The organism is Limosilactobacillus pulli, assembly GCF_947381555.1.
In the GTDB taxonomy this organism is placed as follows: domain Bacteria; phylum Bacillota; class Bacilli; order Lactobacillales; family Lactobacillaceae; genus Limosilactobacillus; species Limosilactobacillus pulli.
Genome location: NZ_CANCWQ010000030.1, coordinates 1 through 19927 on the forward strand (window position 1 = coordinate 1; position 19927 = coordinate 19927).

Sequence of the window (19927 nt, forward strand, 5' to 3'; positions counted from 1 at the left end):
CCTTTTTTAGTCTACTTTGAGTCTAACCTTGTTAGGCTTTTTTTGTTAAATGTTACGAACTAGCAAATCGCGTATTATTTAAATCATTAGCTTAGTTGGCTTGATTCAGCAAGGTCCGCATCGCTTGGATCGGAATGCGGCTGTAATTGACGTCTAAGCGACTGACATAGTTCAAATCAGCCAGCCATTTTTCGATTGCTCGCCTAAACTTGCGATTGGAACGGTTGCGGCGAATCAGGTAGCGCAGATGATGCTCGATCTGGCCTTGGGATAATTGTCTATTGATAATGATCTGGCGCAGAATGGCATGACGCTGAGGTGTGGTTAATCCAATCTGGGCATTGACGTTGTAGCCGAGTATATGTAGAATCGACTCCTCGTTGCCAAACGTCGCAACAAAATGTTTGTTGGTGTGTTGGGGCTGGAATTTGGGTGTCCAAAAACTTTCATTTACCACATTGCAGAGCAACCGACAGTCATTTCTGATTTCTTGATAAACTGGCTCCTTGATCATGATTCTGTCGTATTCTTGACAATAATAAGCGGGAAAACGGACAAGATGATGGTCGGGATGCCTTTTGAAATTAGCATTGGCGACAGCGTAAAACTTGATTATGTTATGTTTTTTACCCAGACAGGGAATCTTTCGTATACGTGTGAGATACCAGTCATCTTCAAGTGGATATTGACAAAATTTCTTACCGTCTTTAACGATTATCGTTAATTTGTCAGAAGTTTGCGTAACATTATCAGTTTTAGGCAGTGGGTTTGCAATGAGTTGATCCTTTTTTGAATCCATGCTTGGCAGTTTATTGGTTGAATTGTCGGTAGAGACGGAGCTTGTCGACTTTTGCCTAACTGTTTTGTTGATTGTTGGTCGTTTATGTGATGGTTTTCGAATATTATTAATGGATTCTTTCGCTGAGCACTCTGCAGGAACTTGGACTGTAGGTATTGGCTTAGCTGATTTATTGATTACTGGCTTTGAATTTGATGATTTCAGAAGCGGTTTATTTTTGATCGCTTCTTTTTTTGGGCCATATTTTTTGATTAGGTATTGAACAATAATGATCAAGATAAGTAATAAAATAAAAACATAAATATTCATGAAAACACTCCCCCAATAAATACTCTCCCAAAAGTATTGCTGTTTTCTATTATAGAGCGTTTTCAAAGTTTTTGAAATTAGGCAATTAGTACAAAACACTGGTCAAACTATCTTTTTATTCAAGCTTTTGGTGCAGCTGGCGGTAGCGTCGCGGACTTACACCGCAGATTTTCTTAAAAGCCTGATCGTAATGACTGGCGGAGGCAAAAGCGTAGTTTACTGCAATTTGGCTGATTAATAAAAGCGGGGGGCTAGATTGCTGGTCACCTTATCGATCCTTTAATCAAACGACGCAAAACGGCCAGTCAAAAATTTTTTATTTATTTTTAGTAAGCGCAGTCGTTACGGTTAAATAGATACTTTAGCGTGATTTTGTTTAAGATAGATGAAGAAATTTGCATTGGCAAGTGAATCGATCTTTTGGTAGGATATACAAGTTGCTCAAAGCCAAAACGGCTGATTTGTTTTATTTTATGGGCCCGTAAAATAAGACAGCTGGCGAGAAAACGAGCACTTCTCGTCAACCGAGGTGGGGGTCGCCCCACGGATAAGCAGCCGCGCAGTTCGCGTGGTAAAAGCTACTGAGAAAAAGGAGATTCGATTCATGGAACGTAATGAAAACTACTTTGTCTGGCTGTTCAATCAATTGAAAGGGTGGCCAATGCAGAACTATCTGCTGTTTTTCTTTGCCCTGGGCTTTCAGCTGGCTTTGTTGATCAGCAGCAAGGTTACGTCGGTCACGCTGATTACATTTATCGGCACGATCTTGGGGACGCTGTGCGTATTGGCCATCAATGCTACCAAGGCGATCAATGGCTGGCTGGGGCTGATCTCGGCGGCCTGCTTTATTTACGCGGGTTTGGCAGCGAAGAACTACCTGTCGATTTTTGAACAGATTGCCTATGTATTGACGCTTGATCTGCCGGTGATCTTTGCCGTCCGCAGCTGGAACGACGATACCAAAAATCATCTGCGCCGTTTCGGAACCAAACAATGGATCATAGCCATTATTGGTACGCTGCTGGTCTACGCTATCAGTGGTTATCTGATTGGCAGTTTCACTAATGATCCGCGGCCATGGATCGATGCCATCAGTTTTGCTATCAGTCTGACTGCAGGGATCATGTGCTTTATGCGCTACAACAACCAGTACTACTGGTGGCTGGCTTCTGGGATCTTCCAGCTGATTCTTTGGGGCGTGACCTTTGCGCAAGGGGATGCCACGCTGGCAATGGCAATCAACAGTTTGATCTATGTGGTCAATGACATTCTGGCTTTTACGGTTTCGCCATGGTTTAATCGCGGCCGTCGTCAAGCTGGTTTAACGGAAATGGAATAAATCAGGCCGGATGTTATCGGCACCAACTGCTTTCAGAGCGATCTGAAGGCAGTTTTTTTGTGAATAAATTCAGCATGAGCAGCCATTGATTCCTGCAGTTACCTACTATTCGTCGATTTTAGGTCAGAAGTAGGTAGTTGTATATTCGAACGGATCAACTTTACCTACTTATACATCGATTTTGGCGAAAGTCGGTTGAATTGTTGGCGGTAAACGTTGGCAGCAAGACGATTTCTTCAACTTTGCGGCTGTTAGAATTGTTGTTGGTAACGACCGTGTTGACATCGAAAGTACCATCGGATTGATTGGCATTTAAAATTGAGCTGCCGTTGTATCCAGTCGTCTGGTTGTTGGCGATAATGTTGATGCCGTGTTGAATGTTATCTGTTGCAGGCGCCTGGGCACTGTTTTGCTTGGAGTTGATAATCGTTTGATCAGCCTCAGTGTTTTGAGCAGTCGAACTGTTCGTGCTCATCGCGGTGTTGGCAGAATCAGTCGTGGTTGATACCTGATCATTGGCATTGTCAGCAGTGGTTGACTGAGTAGCGGAATCAGAGGCGGCTGCTGACTGAGTCAAGGCAGTAGCAGGATCGGCAGCTGATTGAGACGTTGAATTGGCTCGTGGATCCATCATTGGTGTCGGCGTGGACTGTCATGGCGCTGCTGCCGATAAAAAACAGGCTGGCGATGGCTACCGAGGCAATCCCAGTACCGAATTTGCGCAGTGAAAACCGCAATTGGCGATCGCTGGCTTGTTTGATTTTTAAATTGTGATTATTTTTACTAAGCATGGTGTAATCATCCCCTTACGTTTGGTAAAAAGTATCATTCATGTGATAATTAGGTCAAGGAGAAAATTACTTTTATAGAAACGATTCGCATTGTTCCAAGCAGTGACAATCAATTATTTATAATTAGATATAATAATTTTGTCATAGCTTATAAATGCCAATATATCAACGTTTGTTAGCTAAACTAAACAAATGAGTGATTTAATAAATTAAATATATTTTTATTTATCCAACGAATTGTCAAGTGCGAATTTATTGACATAATAATGACTTTGGAGCGGATGCGGGGGCTGTAGAGAGGCGACTGGCGCGATAAAAATTATCAGCGACCAATAAATACAGTCGGGCTTGGTTGCGTCAATGATCGAGAATGGCATAAGCAAGCTCACGATGGCATTCAGCGCGGAACCGATCATAAACGTTTGATTAATCGGTGCTTTAGCTCAGCTAATCAAAAAGTTTACCCGAAAAGATCAGCGATAAGTGCATATTTGAAGATGGAAGATTGCATCGTTTGGCCTATCAATAAGAAGGTTTAACGCAATTGTTGCTCGTCATGACTTGTAATGCGGAGTAGAATAGAGACAAAGCATGAATCAAAAGCCAATTGAAAAGGGAAGTGTCGATTATGAAAAAGACATTGTATGACGGCAAACATTTTCAAGTAGTTCTGGAAAGTAAAAAGCCGCTGGTTAAAGGCGTTAAGACTGACCTTCATAAAATGGCCGGCGTCATGCTGGCAGCCGGGGCGGCATGGCTATTGATCAAGAAGCATTAAATAGAAGAACCGTTCAACTGGCCGAGGCTGGTTGAGCGGTTTTGGCGTTCTGCGGATCTTTTTAGAATGTTGAGAAAAACGGTAGCAGGGCCTTTTAAGCAGAACAATCAACGACATCTGATTGAACGCCAGCTGACAAATTGTTGACGGCCAGCAGTTGCGTTATTAAAGAATAGTTTTGAAAATTAATTAAGTAGTTTTTAAGACTATGTAAAGCGTTGCCAAATCAGTGTTAATTGTGGTATGATTGCCCCAAGTTATTGGATTAAAGGAGAGATTTTTCATGCCATTGGTACACATTGATCTGTTGGAAGGTCGCACTGAAGAACAATTAAAGGCCCTGGTTAAGGACGTTACGGCAGCCATTTCTAAGGATGCCAATGTTCCTGAAGAACGCATCCACATCGTTTTAAACGAAATGCGCAAGGATCGCTACAGTGTGGCTGGCAAGATGGTCAGCGATAAGTAAACGATTAGCCGCTGAATGGCCTTGGGTCGCCAGCGGTTTTTTTGCGTCATGAAGCGGTGCTGAAATTGAGTTGGGGAGTTTTCCAACCAGCATATCCAGACAGGCTGGGCAGTTTAATGGTTTGGCGAACGCTTGGGAATGACTGGTATGCTGGGGCAGCTTACTAACTGGCGAACAACCAGGCAAGCCGCGCAATGCTCATAACGGAAAGGATTGAAATTCATGAGTGACGAACAATATATAATGGCAATTGATCAAGGAACGACCAGCTCGCGTGCAATTATCTTTGATCACCAAGGACATGAAGTTGCAATGGCTCAACAAGAGTTCCCACAGTATTTCCCTAATCCAGGCTGGGTTGAGCATGATGCTATGGAAATCTGGGACAGTGTTCAGTCAGTAGTCTCAGACGTCATGATCAAGTCGCAGATCAAGCCTTATCGAATTGCCGCGATTGGAATTACCAACCAGCGGGAAACGACGGTCATCTGGGATCGCCATACCGGTAAGCCAATCTACCATGCGATCGTTTGGCAGTCCAAGCAGACCAGCTCAATTGCCGAGCATCTGATTAAAGATGGCTACAAAGATATGATCCATGAAAAGACGGGGCTGGTAGTGGACTCTTATTTCTCCGCTACCAAGATTAAGTGGATTTTGGACAACGTACCTGGTGCGCGAAAGAAAGCTGCTAATGGCGATCTGCTGTTTGGCACGATTGACACCTGGCTGTTATGGAATCTGACAGGCGGTCGCGTACATGCTACGGACGTTACCAACGCCAGCCGGACGATGCTGTTTAATATTCACACGCGTCAATGGGATCAAGACATCTTAAAGCTTTTGGACATTCCGGCCCAGATGCTGCCAGACGTGCGTTCCAATTCTGAAGTGTATGGCTATACGGGCGACTATCACTTCTTCGGGGTTGAAATTCCGATCGCGGGGATGGCTGGGGATCAGCAGGCAGCGCTGTTTGGTCAGGCTGCTTACGAAAAAGGATCTGTTAAAAACACATATGGTACCGGAGCATTTATCGTAATGAATACCGGTACCGAAGCCACGCTGTCGAAAAACGGTCTGTTAACAACGATTGCCTATGAATTAAACGGTCAGTTAAACTACGCTTTGGAAGGTTCGATCTTTGTAGCAGGCTCGGCAATTCAATGGCTGCGTGATGGACTGCAGTTCTTTACCAAGGCCAGCGAATCAGAAAAAATAGCTGTTGAAGCCGGCTCAACCGGTGGCGTTTATGTAGTGCCGTCATTTACTGGGCTGGGCGCACCATACTGGGATCAAGAAGTGCGTGGAGCGATGTTTGGCTTGACACGGGGCTCCAATCGTCAAAGCATTACGCGAGCAACGCTGGAATCGATCGCCTACCAGACGCGGGATGTCGTTGATACGATGGTTAAAGACACCAATTTGCCGCTAAAAGCACTGACGGTTAACGGCGGGGCTTGTCGCAACGACTTTTTAATGCAGTTCCAGGCTGATATTCTGCAAACGCCGATTGAACGGGCCCAAATGGAAGAAACCACGGCATTAGGCGCGGCTTTCTTGGCTGGTTTGGCAGTCGGTTTTTGGAACGATCAAGACGAACTCAAGGAATTTTCTAAATTGGGTGATGAATTTATGCCGGTTATGAAGCGTGAAGATGCCGAACAGCTTTACCATGGCTGGCAGCGTGCAATCAAAGCTGCTCAGTTCTTCAGCCACGGGGAATAAAGTGCTGGGAATGATTAAGCTGCATCTTATGACATCATGACCTTAGTTCCACGCGAGAATAAAGCATTGGGAACCATTAAGCTGCGTTTTAGGAGAAATGCTACTCTTTGGGGCAGCGATTTGCTTGAATAGCTGCGGATTGATTATTCTTAGCGGCAAAACAATAATTGGTAAAACGCCTTGTCTGGTCTGGCAAGGCGTTTTCAAATTGCAATGCCGATTGAAATCAGCTATAATTATGGCGTAAACAAAAAGGCTAACGTGAGGGAACACGTTAGCCCGAATGTCCTTGAAAATCGACAGTGTTTCGCAAATTAATATAGGTTAATAAGCAATAACACCATCTTTACGAGTTGCAGCTCTAAGATGGTTTTTCTTTTTGGTCAGAAATGACTGACCATGTAGCAGCCGGCAATGAGGGAAGCAATCACAATGATTACGACCGTGGCCAAGGTTGCATACTGAACGCCAATCGGCAAGCCATGCAGTTCGTGAAGAACAGCGGCAAGACCTTTTAAGTCGGCGCCATCTTGATGTCGGTTTGACACTTATGGATCCCTTTCATAATGATGGGAAGTGCCGTGCATTTTTTCAGCTCCTTCATTGGCATCGCTCCCTTCGAAAAGCGAAGCACCGCCAATGTTTTTGGACAAAAATATTATACCATAATCGGGTCAGCGGCTAGCTGGCTCGATTTTTTTGTAAACTTTCTTAAATTAATTTGGTAAAGTTCATATTATTCAGTGGATCGTCGTGCCGGGCAAGCAATCATCCAGCATTGTGCTTGTTATTTTGTTGGAAATCGTTTCTAGGCTATAATTGTTCTAGAATCGATCTGAAAGAAGGGATGACGATGCAAGAGAAAAAGGCATTTCACGTCAATGGCTATCTGGGATTGATCGTTGCCATTGCGGTCGCAGTTTTAGGAGTATGGCTGGGCTATCGTGGTTACGCTGGTCAGCAGCATGGAGAACTGGCAGTCGGGGTCGTTTTGATCTTGCTGGCTGCACTGTGCGCTTCAGCATTGACGATCGTACAGCCTAATGAAGCTAAAGTACTGACTTTTTTCGGTAACTACATTGGTACGATTCGCGATGCCGGCCTGTTTATGACGGTGCCGTTAACGGACAAGCAGAGCATTTCCTTGCGAGTACGCAATTTTAACTCTCAGATTTTGAAGGTTAATGACTCAAAAGGGAATCCGGTTGAAATCGCGGCCGTAGTGGTCTTTAAAGTTGTTGATACGGCGCAGGCTCTGTTTAATGTTGATGACTATGAGGAATTCGTTGAGATTCAAAGCGAGTCTGCTGTGCGTCACGTTGCCAGTGAATATCCGTACGACACATTTGATGAGCAGGATAAGCTGACGCTGCGTGGGAATCCGACAGAAGTTTCTGACCGCTTGACACAAGAACTGCAGGAACGGCTTAACGTGGCTGGCGTGCAGATTTTGGAAACGCGGCTGACGCACTTGGCATATGCCACGGAAATTGCCAGTGCGATGCTGCAAAGACAACAATCCGCGGCGATTCTGTCGGCACGAAAGATTATCGTTGAAGGCGCTGTTTCAATTACGGAAGATGCCATGGAGCGACTGGCCAAGGAAACGGATTTGAATCTAACTGATGAGCAACGTTTGCAGGTCATTAACAATATAATGGTAGCAATTATTAGTGAACGCGGTACACAGCCGGTAATCAATACTGGAAAATAATTGAATTTGTTTTAGAATGCTTAATCGCGCGCTCTAGCTGTCAAAGGCAGGGCGCGCGATTTTTGAATGGGAACGAGGCTGCTTGTCGGTTGATTATCGTCAAAACTTGGGATGATAAAGGCTTGTCCCAATCATTTCATGGCGGTGGATTTGAACAGAATGCGGCACGTTTTGAAAGTTATACGATTCGTTGTCAGAATGAATTGTCAACCATACTGAGTAAGTGAACAGAATCGGGACCATCAGCTGAGCCGTAACACCAGGAGATTTGCCGAAATATCGGTCAGCAGCTTAAAAATGGGTAACTAAAAAAGGCTGCCAGGCAACAGGGAAGCTGGCAGTCTTTTAATATTACTATTGTAGACTGATTTTTAATTGCGTTTGATTGCTAAAGCGAGAAATGTTTCAACGAGGTGCTCAATCAAGCTGGATACGGAACCTGATTGATTAAAATGATTCTCAACTTTAACAACGAGATAAGCCGCTCATAGTTAATTCGCTATAAAAATCGTATAGACTAAGAGGAGATCGATGTCTAAGCGGACTTAACAAACCAATCATGTCCTCATTGGTAAACGAAACTAACTGTGGCACCAATCATTTCAATATGAGGATTTAAAACTAGGCGAAAATTAGAGGTGCGTTTCACCTGCTTTGAAAGGTATCGGCAAAGCGAGCCTGTAGATCTCAACTAAATTCGGTTAATGCCAGTTACGGAAGAAAATTAAATAACTGGTTATAGGAAGTCGATATTTCCTTGGTATCAACCGAAGCAGACTTCATAATTACGGGAGTATAACAAGTGAAATCTGGCCAGCTTGAGGTAAAGATTAGAGAAAGGTAAAATATTTATGGGAGTCTCGACGATTTCTAATCAATTACTTTGAACAAACCGTTTGGGAGCTGGATTTGCACATTATGGGAAACCGAGCTGGACGCTATTGAGACTTAGCAGGCGAATAAACAGTGTTGGCTGGGTCGCCAGTCAGCTCATCGACCTTATCGACTGGGATAAAGACTGGTCCTTCAACGTATTCATGCAGATCGCTGCTGCAAATGCCGGCCCAAGCGACTTTTACAACGACTTCATCTGATTTTAAAGTCTTTAATTCAACATCTTCCACACGGATGTCTTTTACGCCATGCCAAACTGCTGCTTTCATAATTATCGACCTTTCTTGAATAATCAATGCATAAACAAAAATGGCTTCCTGCAGGACATTGTGAATATCAACTTTGTGGATATTAAAATTATTAATTTTAAGTTATAGCCTTTGTCAAATCACCTATATACCAATAGTTGAAGGAATTTGATTACTGATCGGCTAGTTAGGTAAAAAGATAGTAACGCTTAATTTATATTTTCGACATTGTGAATTAGGGGATGAATTTCACAAACTTCAGCAAAAGAGTGTGCAAATCGCATATTGTATTAATATAAATAAAATGGGGATGAATGTAGAAATTAGCTCAATTATCGCTAATTAGTTGATAACTTAAAATTGAAAGATTTTAAGAGAATGACTGTTTCTTAAATGAATAAAAAATCGCCTAAATTGCCGAATAACTATGGGGTGAGAGACAAAATTTAAATAAAGTGATTTGGATGTTGAAAGCCTTTTATCAAAGCGGTACACTAAGGCTGTAAAAGCGGTATTCCTAATCTTTTGATAAACGATTAGGAAATAAGTTTAAAAGGGGATGTTAGAATGACAATCGTTAATCTAGCTCGTTTCCAATTTGCGATGACGACCGTTTTTCATTTCTTTTTCGTTCCGTTTTCAATCGGGACCGTTTTTGTCGTTGCAATTATGGAATCGATTTATGTTCATACTAAAAATGAGCAGTATCAACGAATGGCGAAATTCTGGGGCAAGATCTTTCTGCTCAGTTTTGCCGTTGGTGTGGTCACGGGATTAATTCAGGAATTCCAGTTTGGGATGAATTGGTCCGACTATTCACGCTTTATGGGTGATATTTTTGGCGCGCCGCTGGCTTTTGAGGCGCTGCTGTCGTTTTTCATCGAGTCAACGTTTATTGGTTTGTGGATGTTTACATGGGATCGGGTTGGTAAGAAACTGCACTTGTTCTTTATTTGGATGGTCGTGTTTGGGACATTGACCTCCGCACTTTGGATTCTGACCGCCAACTCTTTCATGCAGCATCCCGTCGGCTACACGATTCGTAATGGACGGGCCGAAATGGTTAACTTTGGCGCCTTGCTGACGAATCCACAGCTGTTCTTTGAATATGGGCACGTCGTCTTAGGGGCACTGTTAACTGGCGCGACGATCATTACTGGTCTGGCTGCCTTCCAGCTGCTTAAGAAACGGCAGCTGTCAAAGGAAAATACCAAAGCCTATCACAAGACGATGCGGCTGGGCATGACATTGATGCTGGTCTTCTCCGTGGCAACGATGCTGATGGGGGACCTGCAGATGAAATACCTGATCAAGGAACAGCCAATGAAGTTTGCCGCCACGGAAGCCGTCTACAAGACTACCGGCAAGCAGGCGCCTTGGACGGTGGTCGGAATTGCTGATACCAAGACGCATGAAGTCAAAGGCAAGATTGATATCCCGGTCATGCTGAGTTTGCTTTCTTATGGCAAGACGACCGGTTCCGTCAAAGGGATGGAGCAGGTTAACGCTGAGCTTAAGAAACAGTATGGTACGACGATTGCCGGTCACAAGATGAACTACTATGTACCGGTTAATACGCTGTTTTGGAGCTTCCGGGTAATGGCTGGTTTTGGGGCCTTGATCGCGCTGTGTTCGTTGGTTGGCTTGATCCTGACGCGCAAAAACAAGATGACACTCTATCAGCATCGTTGGTGTCTTTGGGTCATGGCTCTCTTAACGTTTGCGCCTTTTTTGATGAATACCAGTGGCTGGCTGATTACGGAACTGGGGCGGGCACCATGGACGGTCTATGGCCTGTTTACAATTGCCCAAAGCGTTTCGCCAAACGTTTCGGCGGCCTCGCTGCTGATTTCCAACATCGTCTACTTCTGTCTGTTCAGCGGTTTGGCAGTGATCTTAATTGGTCTGATCGTGCGGGCGCTGCACAACGATCCATTCGATCAGGTTGCGGCATCGTCTAAGATTATGGATCCATTTGCTAAGGGGGCGTTTTAAATGACAATGCTGCAGATATTATGGTTCTTTTTGATCGGTATGCTGTTCGCGGCCTTCTTCTTTCTGGATGGCTTTGACTATGGCGTTGGCATGGCAGTTAAAACCTTGGCCCATAATGAGGCTGAGCGTACCCAGCTGATTCGTACGATTGGACCGGTCTGGGATGGTAATGAGGTTTGGCTGATTACAGCTGGCGGGGCGATGTTTGCTTCGTTTCCATACTGGTATGCCACGCTGTTTTCTGGCTACTACCTGATCTTATTGACGATCTTGGTTGGTCTGATTATTCGAGGCGTTTCGTTTGAGTTTCGGGCTCAGAGTCCCATGGAAAAAAAGCTATTGTGGGATAACGCGCTGGCATTGGGCAGTCTGATCGTACCATTCTTTTTTGGCGTGATGTTTATCTCGATGATCAAGGGGATGCCAATTGACGCGCAGGGAAACATTCAAGCTGGCTTTTTAGACTACTTTAACTGGTTTTCAATCGTCGGTGGGGTTGCCTTGACTTTGTTGACCTACCTGCACGGCTTGAACTATATCGCGCTCAAGACGACGGGAGCGATTCAGGCTCGGGCCCAAAACTACAGTCAGGCGTTCTACTGGGTTTTGTATCTGGGTGAGGTGGTCTTTGCGCTGCTTTTGCTCTTCCAAACCGACTTTATCAAGGTGCATCCGCTGGCAACGCTGCTGGGGGTGGCCTTGATCGTTGCCTTTTCAGTGCTGGCTCATGCCAATACCTTTAGGAACCGCAATGGCTGGGCATTTATCTTCAGTGGGCTGACGCTGGTTTCGTTGGTAGCGCTGCTGTTTAGCGGTTTGTTCCCACGCTTGATGATTTCTTCGATCAGCAGTCAGTACGATTTGATGATCAAGAGTGCGTCATCTTCAAACTACACGCTGATCGTAATGATGATCGCGACGCTGGTTTTGGTGCCATGCATTTTGGTATATACGATCTTTGCCTACTGGATCTTCCGCAAGCGGATTGAGATGCCGCGCGTTGAGGTACGTTAATGATTGATCGTGATTTATTTCAATTGCCGGGTTCCGGCGCGATCGTGAAACGGCTTGTCGGAATAAAGATTCTGCAGGCCGTTTTTATTATCGCTCAGGCCGCCTTCCTGGCAGGTACGCTGTTTGTGCTGTGGCAGGGAAAAGGACTGCGCTGGTTGCTCTTGTGGGGCTTTATTGCCAGTTATACCTTGCGCCAGCTGCTTTTATGGTTGGAAAAACGCATTCTGGATGGTTTCGCGGAACAGACGGCCGTTGATCTGCGCGCGCGGCTGTTAAGCAAACTCTATGATCAGGGGCCGGCCTTGGTGCAGGAAAACGGGACTGGGAGCACGGTTGCCATGGCGCTTGATGGCATCGATGAAGTCAACCAGTACGTTAAGCTGACGTTCGACAAAACGATCGGCATGATGAGCGTACCCGTTTTGATCTTGATTGCCGTTGGGATTTTTGATTGGCGCTCGGCTGTGATCTTATTGGTGACCTATCCATTGATCATCTTGTTTATGATCATCTTGGGCAAGGCCGCCAAAGCCAAAGCTGAGCAGCAGTATGGCAGCTTTCAGCACCTGTCGAACAATTTTATCGATTCGCTGCGGGGGATCGACACGCTTAAGTATCTTGGCTTAAGCAAGCGCTACTCTAAAAGCATCTTTACGGCCAGCGAGCATTTCCGTAAACGAACGATGGCCGTGCTGAAAGTAGCGATGCTTTCAACGTTTGCTCTGGATTTTTTCACGACGCTTTCCATCGCGGTAGTGGCCGTTTATCTGGGGTTTGATCTTTTAAATGGTCGCATGGCGCTTTTGAACGCATTGGCCGTCTTGATCCTGGCACCGGAATACTATATGCCGATGCGTCGGTTTGCTGGTGATTTTCATGCCACGCTCAATGGCCGCAACTCGTTTCATAAAATGCTGACGATCCTTAATCAGCCAGCTCAGCCGCGAAAAGAAGTGCCACTGCATTCCTGGGAGCCAGCAGACTGGCTGTCGATTGATTCCATGGCGTTTCAATATCCCAAAGGCACCAGCATTAAGCCGTTTTCGCTGCAGATCAAGGGCTGGCAGAAAATTGGCATTATTGGGATGAGTGGCGCGGGTAAGACGACTTTGATCAATCTTTTGAGCGGTTTTTTGACTCCTGAACAGGGCGCGATCGAGATTCAGGAACAAAAGGTGACGACGCTCAACCTGCCGGACTGGCAAAATCAGCTGCTTTATCTGCCGCAGTCGCCAACAATCTTTACAGCAACGGTGCGACAAAACGTTGCCTTCTACACGCCAGACGTTTCCGATGATCAGATCAAAACCGCGTTGGCAACGGTTGGCATGACTGATTGGCTGGCTAAGCTTCCCGATGGTCTGGCAACAATGATTGGGGCCGGATACCGCGAGCTTTCTGGTGGTCAGGCACAGCGGATTGCGTTGGCCAGAGCCTTGCTGGACGACCGGCGGCGGGTCATGATGTTTGACGAGCCAACTGCTCATCTGGACATTGAAACCGAGTTGGAGCTGAAAGAACGCATGCTGCCGTTAATGGATCAGCGGCTGGTCTTTTTCGCCACGCATCGGCTGCATTGGATGAAGGAGATGGATTGGATCTTGGTAATGGATCATGGCGAGTTGGTTGAGCAGGGAACCTATGACGAGCTTTTGGCACGAAACGGCTATTTCGTCTCATTAATCAATGGAATGAGAGGTGAGCGGCATGTTTAGACAAATCAAGCTTTTTCGGATTTTAAAGCATGATTCGTGGGTGCGACCGTTCCTGCGACGTTATCGTAAAAGTCTGATCCTGGCGATCTCGCTGGGGATTTTGACGTTTGTCGGCGCGGCCGGGCTGATGTTTAGTGCCGGCTACCTGATCAGTCGCGCCGCTGAGCAGCCGGTCAACATTCTGTTAATCTACGTGCCGATCGTTTTGACGCGCGCGTTTGGGATTGGCCGGCCGACACTGCATTATGCCGAGCGCCTGGTCAGTCACAACTGGGTGCTTAAGATGACTTCCAGATTGCGGCAGCGACTGTATGACGCCTTGGAAACCGATGCGATCTTTTGGCGTCGCCGCTATCAGCTGGGGGATCTGCTGGGATTACTAGCCGATGATATTGGTCATATTCAAAACCTTTATCTGCGCACGATCTTTCCAATGCTGGTTGCCTGGGGCCTTTACGTGATCTGGATTATCGCGCTGGGCTGGCTTTCACCATTATTAGGGCTGGCCGTGCTACTGATCTTTGGCCTGATGATCATCGCCATTCCGTGGTGGTCAACAGTGATCAATGGAGCGCGCCAGATGAAAGACAAACAGCTGCGCGATCAGATGTACGCCGAATTGACGGATGATGTCTTGGGACTGGCTGATTGGCGCTTAGCGGGCCGTCGCGAAGACTATCTGAAACGCCACGCGGCAACGGAAAAGCTGGCGATGAACAATCGGCTGGCGGAGCATCAATTTGCTCGGCGGCGGGATTTCTTAATGGAGATGCTGTTTTTGTTAATGGCCGTCAGTCTGGTTCTCTGGGGAGCCGCGCGCTGGGGACAGTATCATGGCGGCGCGGCGGATTGGATTGCCGCCCTGGTATTGGCGCTGTTTCCACTGGCTGACGCGCTGTCGCCACTGCCGGCTGCTGCTCAAGAAACCAATCTTTATGGCGAGTCGCTGCGTCGTTTGAATGAGCTGCCAGCTACCGAGCAAACATCAGCAGCTGATTTGCTTCCCCGTGCGCCATTTCAAATTGAGCTGTGTGATCTGCATTATCGCTATCAAGCTGATGATGACGAAGTGCTCAAAGGAATCGATTTAACGATCAAGCCTGGGGAAAAGCTGGCCGTGCTTGGGCGTAGCGGGAGTGGGAAAACGACCCTGCTCTCTTTATTGCGGGGCGATCTGCGGCCAACGCAGGGAATCGTCACTGTAGGAGGTATTCCGAGTTTTGAGCTAGGGAATCTGGCGGCTGAATTATTTGGCGTTATCAACCAGCAGCCTTATCTATTCAATACCACGATTGCCAATAATCTCCGGCTGGGCAATGAAGAAGCCAGTGATAAACAGTTGAAAGACGCGCTAATGCGGGTTGGCCTTTGGGAAATGATTGATCAGCTGCCGCAGAAAATGGAGACGCCGGTTGCTGAAGCTGGGCTGCGCTTTTCTGGTGGTGAGCGGCATCGGCTCGCGCTGGCACGGATTCTGCTACATGACGCGCCGATCATTTTACTGGATGAGCCAACGGTTGGTCTGGACCCTATTACGGAACGTCAGGTAATTGAAACATTTCAAACGCAGCTGCGGGATCGCACGCTGATCTGGGTGACGCATCATCTGCAGGGAGTCGAACAAATGGACCGTGTGATCTTGATTGATGATGGTCGGCTCAAACTGCAAGGCACGCCGACTGAGCTATGGCAGCAAAGCGCGTACTATCGCGGCCTGCTGACTGCTGATCAGGGCGGACCGTTGAGCCTGGCGAATAAGCGCGATTAAACCGATTTTGGAACGGAATAGATGTTTTTTTGCTGCTGAATTTAGGAATTAAGCAACGAGCTGAGAAAAGAGTAAATGAAAAAGCGCCCAGCTGATTGCTGAGCGCTTGACGGCATGAGATGAGACGTTGCAAATCTTCAAGGCGTATGGCTGGCTAAACGGTTCTTTGCATGAGCTGTTGCGTCAGCTGACCTAACAGGCGCTGAGCCGGGGAATCCGGCAGCTTTTTCAGCCACTGATCGGCCTTTTGCGTAAATCGCTGGGCTAACTGACGGGCTTCATCCAGCGCGCCGCTGTTGATTACAATGGCCTTGATCTGCTGCTCGCTGGCGGGGGTCAGCGGTCGTTCAAGCAGCGGCTGCAGTTCTTTGACCGCAGTTGGATGCTGCAGGGCCAATAAAAGCGGCAGTGAATAGACGCCGGTGTCCAAATCCTGCATCACGGGCTTGTTGAGTTTGCTTTGGTCGGTATAGTCAAGCAGATCGTCAATTATTTGAAAGGCAATGCCCAGGTTCTGACCAAAACGCGCGGCATAGGCAGTGGTTTGGTGATTGGCCCCAGCAAAATGCGCGCCTTCGCTAGCGGCCAGCTGGAAAAGAACCGCCGTCTTGCCGTTGACGTTGCGCAAATACTGGGTGACTTGCTGTTGTTGGTGATAACGTAGCGCCATCTGTCCTAATTCGCCATCTAAAATCTTTTTCATGGCCCGTGCGTTGATCTGCAGATACTCATCGTTGGCCAGGTTGGCAATTAAGAGGTCAAAAAACTGGGTAAACAGTAGGTCGCCGGCATAGACCGCCGTATCCTTGCCAAATTGGGATTGAATGCTGACTTGACCGCGACGCTTGGGCGAATCATCGATAATGTCGTCATGGATCAACGTTGCCATGTGTAGAATCTCGATTGACGCGCCCAGCTGAATCAAACGGCTGCGCGTGGCAGGGTCCCATTCATTGGGTGTGGCTGCCTTAGCTACCAGCAGCAGCAGCGTCGGGCGCAGAAACTTGCCGCCGTGACTGGCCATCTGCTGCAGGGCATGTGCCAGTTCGGGATTGCGGCATTGCAGGCGAGTGTTGATGAGCTGGCGAACCTGTTTTAATTCACTGCCGATTAAGTGTTTGGTTTGAGTTTGAAATGAATTGATCATAATAATGAGTTCCTTAACTAAATAATTTTTGTTGCAAGAGATGAAAGGATTGCTTAGAAAATGTCGCTGAAAGTTTTTTTGGAATTGATTGAGGTGAAGGCCAAAGCTGCCAGTCTGCTGCCCTTTTTATTGGGCGTTGGCTACAGCATCTGGTACTACCATGCGTTTGACTGGCGGGTAATGCTGGTGTTTTTGATCGCGATGCTGCTGTTCAACATGGCCGTCGACGTAATGGACAACTACAACGATTACCGCCATGCCATCGACACTGAGGTCTACCAGCAAAAGACCAACATCATTGGTCGCGAGCAGCTGTCATTATCAGCCATGCGCCGTCTGATTGCCGGGATGGTGTTGATCGCATCGCTATTGGGCATTTGGCTGGTGGCTCAGGCTGGCTGGCCGCTTTTAGGAATGGGCGTCTTCTGCTTTTTGGTTGGGATCTTTTATTCATTTGGTCCCTATCCACTGTCCGGGCTGCCGGTGGGTGAGTTCTTCGCTGGTTTTACGATGGGCTTTATGATTGTTTTGATCACCATCTATCTAAACGTGCAAGGGCATTTTTCCTGGGATTGGCCAAGTCTGGGGCGGATCCTGGTGCTGGCGATGCCGTTGGAGCTTTGGATCTCGAATCTGCTGCTGGCCAACAACCTTTGCGACGCGGAAGAAGATCTGCGCAATCATCGGCATACGATTGTCCGGCTGTTGGGCAAGCGTGTCTGTCTGATTGCGTTTAGCATCAAAAACGTCCTGGCATTTTTGTTTATCACTATATCACCATTCTTTCGTATTTCACCATTTACGGTAATTTTATCTTTGCTTATTGTACCTTTCGTTTTCAAACAGAACAAGATGCTTATCAAAAGACAAGTTAAAAATGAGACGTTTATTTGCGCTGTTCGCATCTTGATGGTTGGCGGCGCGACTCAGGTTCTGACTTATCTAATTGGAATGGTTCTCTAAAAGGGGTTGAAGGAAATGAAAAAAATCGTCATTTTAGGTGCTGGCTATGCTGGCTTGAAAACCGTTGTTGAATTGCAGAAAAAAGTGGCTAAAGCGGCTGAGATTACGCTGGTTGAACAAAACGACTATCATTATGAGGCAACCAATCTGCATGAGGTTGCGGCCGGTAACGTTGCGCCAGAACGGATCTGTTTTGACATTCAAGACGTCCTTAGTCCTGCCGTTAAGCTGATCAAGGATCGCGTCGTCAAGGTAGATCCTGATGCTAAGCAGATTGAGCTGGCCGAACACGCGCCGCTCAACTACGACTACTGCGTGCTGGCATTGGGTTTTGTCTCGGAAACGTTTGGCATCAAGGGAGCCGTGGAAAACAGCCTGCCAATGGCCAATGTTGACCAGGCAGCTCAGATTGCTGATCATTTAAATGAACAGATGGTGCAATACCGTACTGATCATAATCCAGATCATCTCAAGATTATCGTTTGCGGTGCGGGTTTTACCGGTATTGAATTGGCGGGGGCCCTTTACGATGCCAGAAAGCGTCTGGCCAAGTTGGCAGTAGTCGATCCAAGCACGATCCAGATCAAGATGATTGATGCCTCGCCACGGATCTTGCCGATGTTTGACGACAAGATGAAGGGTTATGCCGTTAAGTTGATGCAAAAAGAACAGCTGACTCTACAAGGACAGGCGGCAATCAAAGAAATCAAGCCGGGCGCGGTCGTTTATCAAACTAAGGATGAACAGCTTCATGAGGAAACGGCCGGAACGATCATCTGGACAACAGGGGTCAGCGGCAGTCCGGTCATGGCAGCCTCTGATCTGCCGCAGCGGCGTGGCCGGGTGATGGTGACTGATCACTTAACGGCCCCAGAATATGATGATCTGTACGTTTTGGGCGACGTGGCCGCGGTAATGCCGCCAGATGGGAAACGTCCTTACCCAACCACAGCTCAGATCGCGCTGACGATGGGGATCTACGCGGCCAAGGATCTTGCCGCACGGGTAGCCGGCAGTCAGCGTCCCGGCCCATATTCATATCACTCGCTGGGGACCGTGGCTTCAATGGGCAACACGCATGCTTTTGGCGTCGCGATGGGGATGAAGTATTATGGCTACCCAGCTTCGGTAATCAAGAAGATGATTGCCAACAAGTCGCTGATTGAAACTGGCGGTGTCAAGGAGCTGCTTGCCAAGGGCCGGTTTGATCTGTATCACTAGTCAATTAATTAAATCTGACGCGTTTGCTGTTTGAGAAGGATTTTTCCGCTGTCGATCGAATCTGGTAAATTGAACGGATTTGTTTGTTATTGTTCGCTTCATTAAATGACTTAATGAAACTCAAATCCGACGAAGGTTGTGCCAAATCAAACCATGCCGACCGTACCGGGCTACACGCCAAGCACTTCAACCGTGACACCGGCTGACCCAACGTGGGACACGCCGGTAACGTACATTAAGAATCAGACACCGCACCTAATACGCCAGAACAGCCACAAACGCCATCTGATCTGGCTGAGTCGTTAGTGACGCCGAATAGAACAAGCGAGCTTGACCATTCGATAGATTCAGCAACAGTTGAAAATAATGCTAAGGTTGTTTCAAGCCACGCCAAGGATAATGATGCCAAGCGACTGCCACAGGCTGGCAATGCTCAACACGGATCAGTCCTAACGATGATTGGTTTAGGGTTTGCTGGTTTAGGCTTTGGCATTGGTAGATCCAAGAAGCGCAAATTATAGAGTTTCTTAGTTTTGTCGTCAGCTTGACCTACAGAATTACGATAAAAACGCATCATCCCATGTTTGGGGTGGTGCGTTTTAGTTCACGATTATTTACTATTAAAATGCTTTGCTGCTTGGATTGGGTAACCGGATATTTTTGTTCTAGGCTTGGTCGTATGAGGTTGATCCGTGTGATGACGGGGCCTTTTGTTGATCATTCTGCCAATTAGCTAGATATTTCTGCAAGGCCTTAACGTCAGCTTGATCAAGTGAAAAAGTTGCGTCATGCGGCTCATTATTAAAGCCATGATTGCTCAAAAGCAGATTTAATCGGGGCTCGTCATTAGCAGGCTGCAGACTTAATTCATTGGCACAGCCGTCATCACGATCTTCCCCTTGATAACAGAGATGCAACCATTGATCATCGACATCGATCTTATGCAAAGGTATCTTCCTACGTCAATTGCTAGTTTGTAACATTCCAAATTTTGCTAGATTATTCGTCATGACAAGTGCCTCGATCTGTGCTTGC

At 46.9% G+C, this 19927-nt stretch carries 20 protein-coding genes and 1 pseudogene; 13 read left to right on the forward strand and 8 right to left on the reverse strand.

Translation table 11 applies throughout. The features are described from left to right. Positions 1-91: 91 nt before the first annotated feature. Together QOS03_RS07705 and QOS03_RS09695 are read right to left on the reverse strand one after the other, a co-directional pair. The gene (locus QOS03_RS07705) at positions 92-1108 is read right to left on the reverse strand and encodes a hypothetical protein (protein ID WP_283575984.1); all 1017 of its coding nucleotides are present in this window, start codon (positions 1106-1108) and stop codon (positions 92-94) included. Positions 1109-1223: 115 nt separating this feature from the next. Continuing rightward, the gene (locus tag QOS03_RS09695; RefSeq protein WP_408612086.1) at positions 1224-1343 is read right to left on the reverse strand and encodes an AraC family transcriptional regulator; all 120 of its coding nucleotides are present in this window, start codon (positions 1341-1343) and stop codon (positions 1224-1226) included. A gap of 369 nt (positions 1344-1712) precedes the next feature. On the opposite strand from QOS03_RS09695, the gene pnuC reads away from it, so the two are divergent. Beyond that, complete coding sequence (pnuC, locus tag QOS03_RS07710) at positions 1713-2447, forward strand: nicotinamide riboside transporter PnuC (RefSeq protein WP_033935703.1); 735 nt, start codon at positions 1713-1715, stop codon at positions 2445-2447. Between the two features lie 160 nt (positions 2448-2607). On the opposite strand, the gene QOS03_RS07715 is transcribed toward pnuC, so the two are convergent. Both QOS03_RS07715 and QOS03_RS09700 read right to left on the reverse strand, forming a co-directional pair. After that, positions 2608-3081, reverse strand: a complete 474-nt coding sequence (locus QOS03_RS07715; RefSeq protein ID WP_283575985.1) for a hypothetical protein — start codon at positions 3079-3081, stop codon at positions 2608-2610. Continuing rightward, the gene (locus tag QOS03_RS09700) at positions 2999-3238 is read right to left on the reverse strand and encodes a YSIRK-type signal peptide-containing protein (protein WP_408612085.1); all 240 of its coding nucleotides are present in this window, start codon (positions 3236-3238) and stop codon (positions 2999-3001) included. The genes QOS03_RS07715 and QOS03_RS09700 overlap by 83 nt, the downstream gene beginning before the upstream one ends. 628 nt (positions 3239-3866) lie before the next feature. On the opposite strand from QOS03_RS09700, the gene QOS03_RS07720 reads away from it, so the two are divergent. The 3 genes from QOS03_RS07720 to glpK all read left to right on the forward strand — a co-directional run bounded on the left by QOS03_RS07720 (position 3867) and on the right by glpK (position 6213). After that, positions 3867-4016, forward strand: a complete 150-nt coding sequence (locus tag QOS03_RS07720; protein WP_283575986.1) for a hypothetical protein — start codon at positions 3867-3869, stop codon at positions 4014-4016. 283 nt (positions 4017-4299) lie between these two features. Then, positions 4300-4485, forward strand: a complete 186-nt coding sequence (locus QOS03_RS07725) for a 2-hydroxymuconate tautomerase (protein WP_006499107.1) — start codon at positions 4300-4302, stop codon at positions 4483-4485. Between the two features lie 222 nt (positions 4486-4707). Continuing rightward, entirely contained in the window at positions 4708-6213 is a 1506-nt protein-coding gene (gene glpK, locus QOS03_RS07730) for a glycerol kinase GlpK (protein WP_283575987.1), read from the forward strand. A 383-nt stretch (positions 6214-6596) separates the two neighbouring features. On the opposite strand, the gene QOS03_RS07735 is transcribed toward glpK, so the two are convergent. Beyond that, positions 6597-6761, reverse strand: coding sequence for a hypothetical protein (locus QOS03_RS07735; protein ID WP_283575988.1), 165 nt, complete (start codon positions 6759-6761; stop codon positions 6597-6599). A gap of 305 nt (positions 6762-7066) precedes the next feature. On the opposite strand from QOS03_RS07735, the gene QOS03_RS07740 reads away from it, so the two are divergent. After that, complete coding sequence (locus QOS03_RS07740) at positions 7067-7927, forward strand: SPFH domain-containing protein (RefSeq protein ID WP_270635493.1); 861 nt, start codon at positions 7067-7069, stop codon at positions 7925-7927. Positions 7928-8898: 971 nt separating this feature from the next. On the opposite strand, the pseudogene QOS03_RS07745 reads toward QOS03_RS07740, so the two are convergent. After that, positions 8899-9090, reverse strand: a pseudogene (locus QOS03_RS07745) (butanediol dehydrogenase); the annotation flags it as partial. Positions 9091-9636: 546 nt separating this feature from the next. Here QOS03_RS07745 and QOS03_RS07750 point away from each other — a divergent pair. From QOS03_RS07750 to cydC, 4 genes are read left to right on the forward strand one after another with little or no spacing between them, the layout of a single operon-like run. Beyond that, positions 9637-11064, forward strand: a complete 1428-nt coding sequence (locus QOS03_RS07750) for a cytochrome ubiquinol oxidase subunit I (protein WP_283575989.1) — start codon at positions 9637-9639, stop codon at positions 11062-11064. Continuing rightward, the gene (gene cydB / locus QOS03_RS07755; protein WP_283575990.1) at positions 11065-12078 is read left to right on the forward strand and encodes a cytochrome d ubiquinol oxidase subunit II; all 1014 of its coding nucleotides are present in this window, start codon (positions 11065-11067) and stop codon (positions 12076-12078) included. After that, positions 12078-13793, forward strand: a complete 1716-nt coding sequence (cydD, locus tag QOS03_RS07760; protein WP_283575991.1) for a thiol reductant ABC exporter subunit CydD — start codon at positions 12078-12080, stop codon at positions 13791-13793. Before cydB ends, cydD begins: the two co-directional genes overlap by 1 nt. Further along, positions 13786-15561, forward strand: a complete 1776-nt coding sequence (gene cydC / locus QOS03_RS07765; RefSeq protein ID WP_283575992.1) for a thiol reductant ABC exporter subunit CydC — start codon at positions 13786-13788, stop codon at positions 15559-15561. The genes cydD and cydC overlap by 8 nt, the downstream gene beginning before the upstream one ends. 154 nt (positions 15562-15715) lie before the next feature. Here cydC and QOS03_RS07770 read toward each other — a convergent pair whose 3' ends face one another. After that, positions 15716-16708 (reverse strand): polyprenyl synthetase family protein, encoded by a 993-nt coding sequence (locus QOS03_RS07770; protein WP_283575993.1) that lies wholly within the window; start codon positions 16706-16708, stop codon positions 15716-15718. A 60-nt stretch (positions 16709-16768) separates the two neighbouring features. Here QOS03_RS07770 and QOS03_RS07775 point away from each other — a divergent pair, with 60 nt between their 5' ends. The 4 genes from QOS03_RS07775 to QOS03_RS07790 all read left to right on the forward strand — a co-directional run bounded on the left by QOS03_RS07775 (position 16769) and on the right by QOS03_RS07790 (position 19413). Next, entirely contained in the window at positions 16769-17671 is a 903-nt protein-coding gene (locus QOS03_RS07775) for a prenyltransferase (RefSeq protein ID WP_283575994.1), read from the forward strand. A 15-nt stretch (positions 17672-17686) separates the two neighbouring features. Next, positions 17687-18892, forward strand: coding sequence for an NAD(P)/FAD-dependent oxidoreductase (locus QOS03_RS07780; protein ID WP_283575995.1), 1206 nt, complete (start codon positions 17687-17689; stop codon positions 18890-18892). 138 nt (positions 18893-19030) lie between these two features. After that, positions 19031-19198 carry a hypothetical protein gene (locus QOS03_RS07785; protein ID WP_283575996.1) on the forward strand — a complete coding sequence of 56 codons (168 nt, stop codon included), beginning with the start codon at positions 19031-19033 and terminating at the stop codon, positions 19196-19198. Then, on the forward strand, positions 19198-19413 hold the full coding sequence (locus QOS03_RS07790; RefSeq protein ID WP_283575997.1) for an LPXTG cell wall anchor domain-containing protein: 216 nt from the start codon (positions 19198-19200) through the stop codon (positions 19411-19413). The genes QOS03_RS07785 and QOS03_RS07790 overlap by 1 nt, the downstream gene beginning before the upstream one ends. Positions 19414-19557: 144 nt before the next feature. On the opposite strand, the gene QOS03_RS07795 is transcribed toward QOS03_RS07790, so the two are convergent. After that, the gene (locus QOS03_RS07795; protein WP_283575998.1) at positions 19558-19839 is read right to left on the reverse strand and encodes a hypothetical protein; all 282 of its coding nucleotides are present in this window, start codon (positions 19837-19839) and stop codon (positions 19558-19560) included. Positions 19840-19927: the final 88 nt, after the last annotated feature.

Excerpts from the sequence above, each read along its gene's own strand:
- QOS03_RS07705 (WP_283575984.1), bottom strand. The coding sequence starts at position 1,108 with ATGAATATTTATGTTTTTATTTTATTACTTATCTTGATCATTATTGTT.
- pnuC (WP_033935703.1), top strand. The coding sequence starts at position 1,713 with ATGGAACGTAATGAAAACTACTTTGTCTGGCTGTTCAATCAATTGAAA.
- QOS03_RS07715 (WP_283575985.1), bottom strand. The coding sequence starts at position 3,081 with ATGATGGATCCACGAGCCAATTCAACGTCTCAATCAGCTGCCGATCCT.
- QOS03_RS09700 (WP_408612085.1), bottom strand. The coding sequence starts at position 3,238 with ATGCTTAGTAAAAATAATCACAATTTAAAAATCAAACAAGCCAGCGAT.
- QOS03_RS07720 (WP_283575986.1), top strand. The coding sequence starts at position 3,867 with ATGAAAAAGACATTGTATGACGGCAAACATTTTCAAGTAGTTCTGGAA.
- QOS03_RS07725 (WP_006499107.1), top strand. The coding sequence starts at position 4,300 with ATGCCATTGGTACACATTGATCTGTTGGAAGGTCGCACTGAAGAACAA.
- glpK (WP_283575987.1), top strand. The coding sequence starts at position 4,708 with ATGAGTGACGAACAATATATAATGGCAATTGATCAAGGAACGACCAGC.
- QOS03_RS07740 (WP_270635493.1), top strand. The coding sequence starts at position 7,067 with ATGCAAGAGAAAAAGGCATTTCACGTCAATGGCTATCTGGGATTGATC.
- QOS03_RS07750 (WP_283575989.1), top strand. The coding sequence starts at position 9,637 with ATGACAATCGTTAATCTAGCTCGTTTCCAATTTGCGATGACGACCGTT.
- cydB (WP_283575990.1), top strand. The coding sequence starts at position 11,065 with ATGACAATGCTGCAGATATTATGGTTCTTTTTGATCGGTATGCTGTTC.
- cydD (WP_283575991.1), top strand. The coding sequence starts at position 12,078 with ATGATTGATCGTGATTTATTTCAATTGCCGGGTTCCGGCGCGATCGTG.
- cydC (WP_283575992.1), top strand. The coding sequence starts at position 13,786 with ATGTTTAGACAAATCAAGCTTTTTCGGATTTTAAAGCATGATTCGTGG.
- QOS03_RS07770 (WP_283575993.1), bottom strand. The coding sequence starts at position 16,708 with ATGATCAATTCATTTCAAACTCAAACCAAACACTTAATCGGCAGTGAA.
- QOS03_RS07775 (WP_283575994.1), top strand. The coding sequence starts at position 16,769 with ATGTCGCTGAAAGTTTTTTTGGAATTGATTGAGGTGAAGGCCAAAGCT.
- QOS03_RS07780 (WP_283575995.1), top strand. The coding sequence starts at position 17,687 with ATGAAAAAAATCGTCATTTTAGGTGCTGGCTATGCTGGCTTGAAAACC.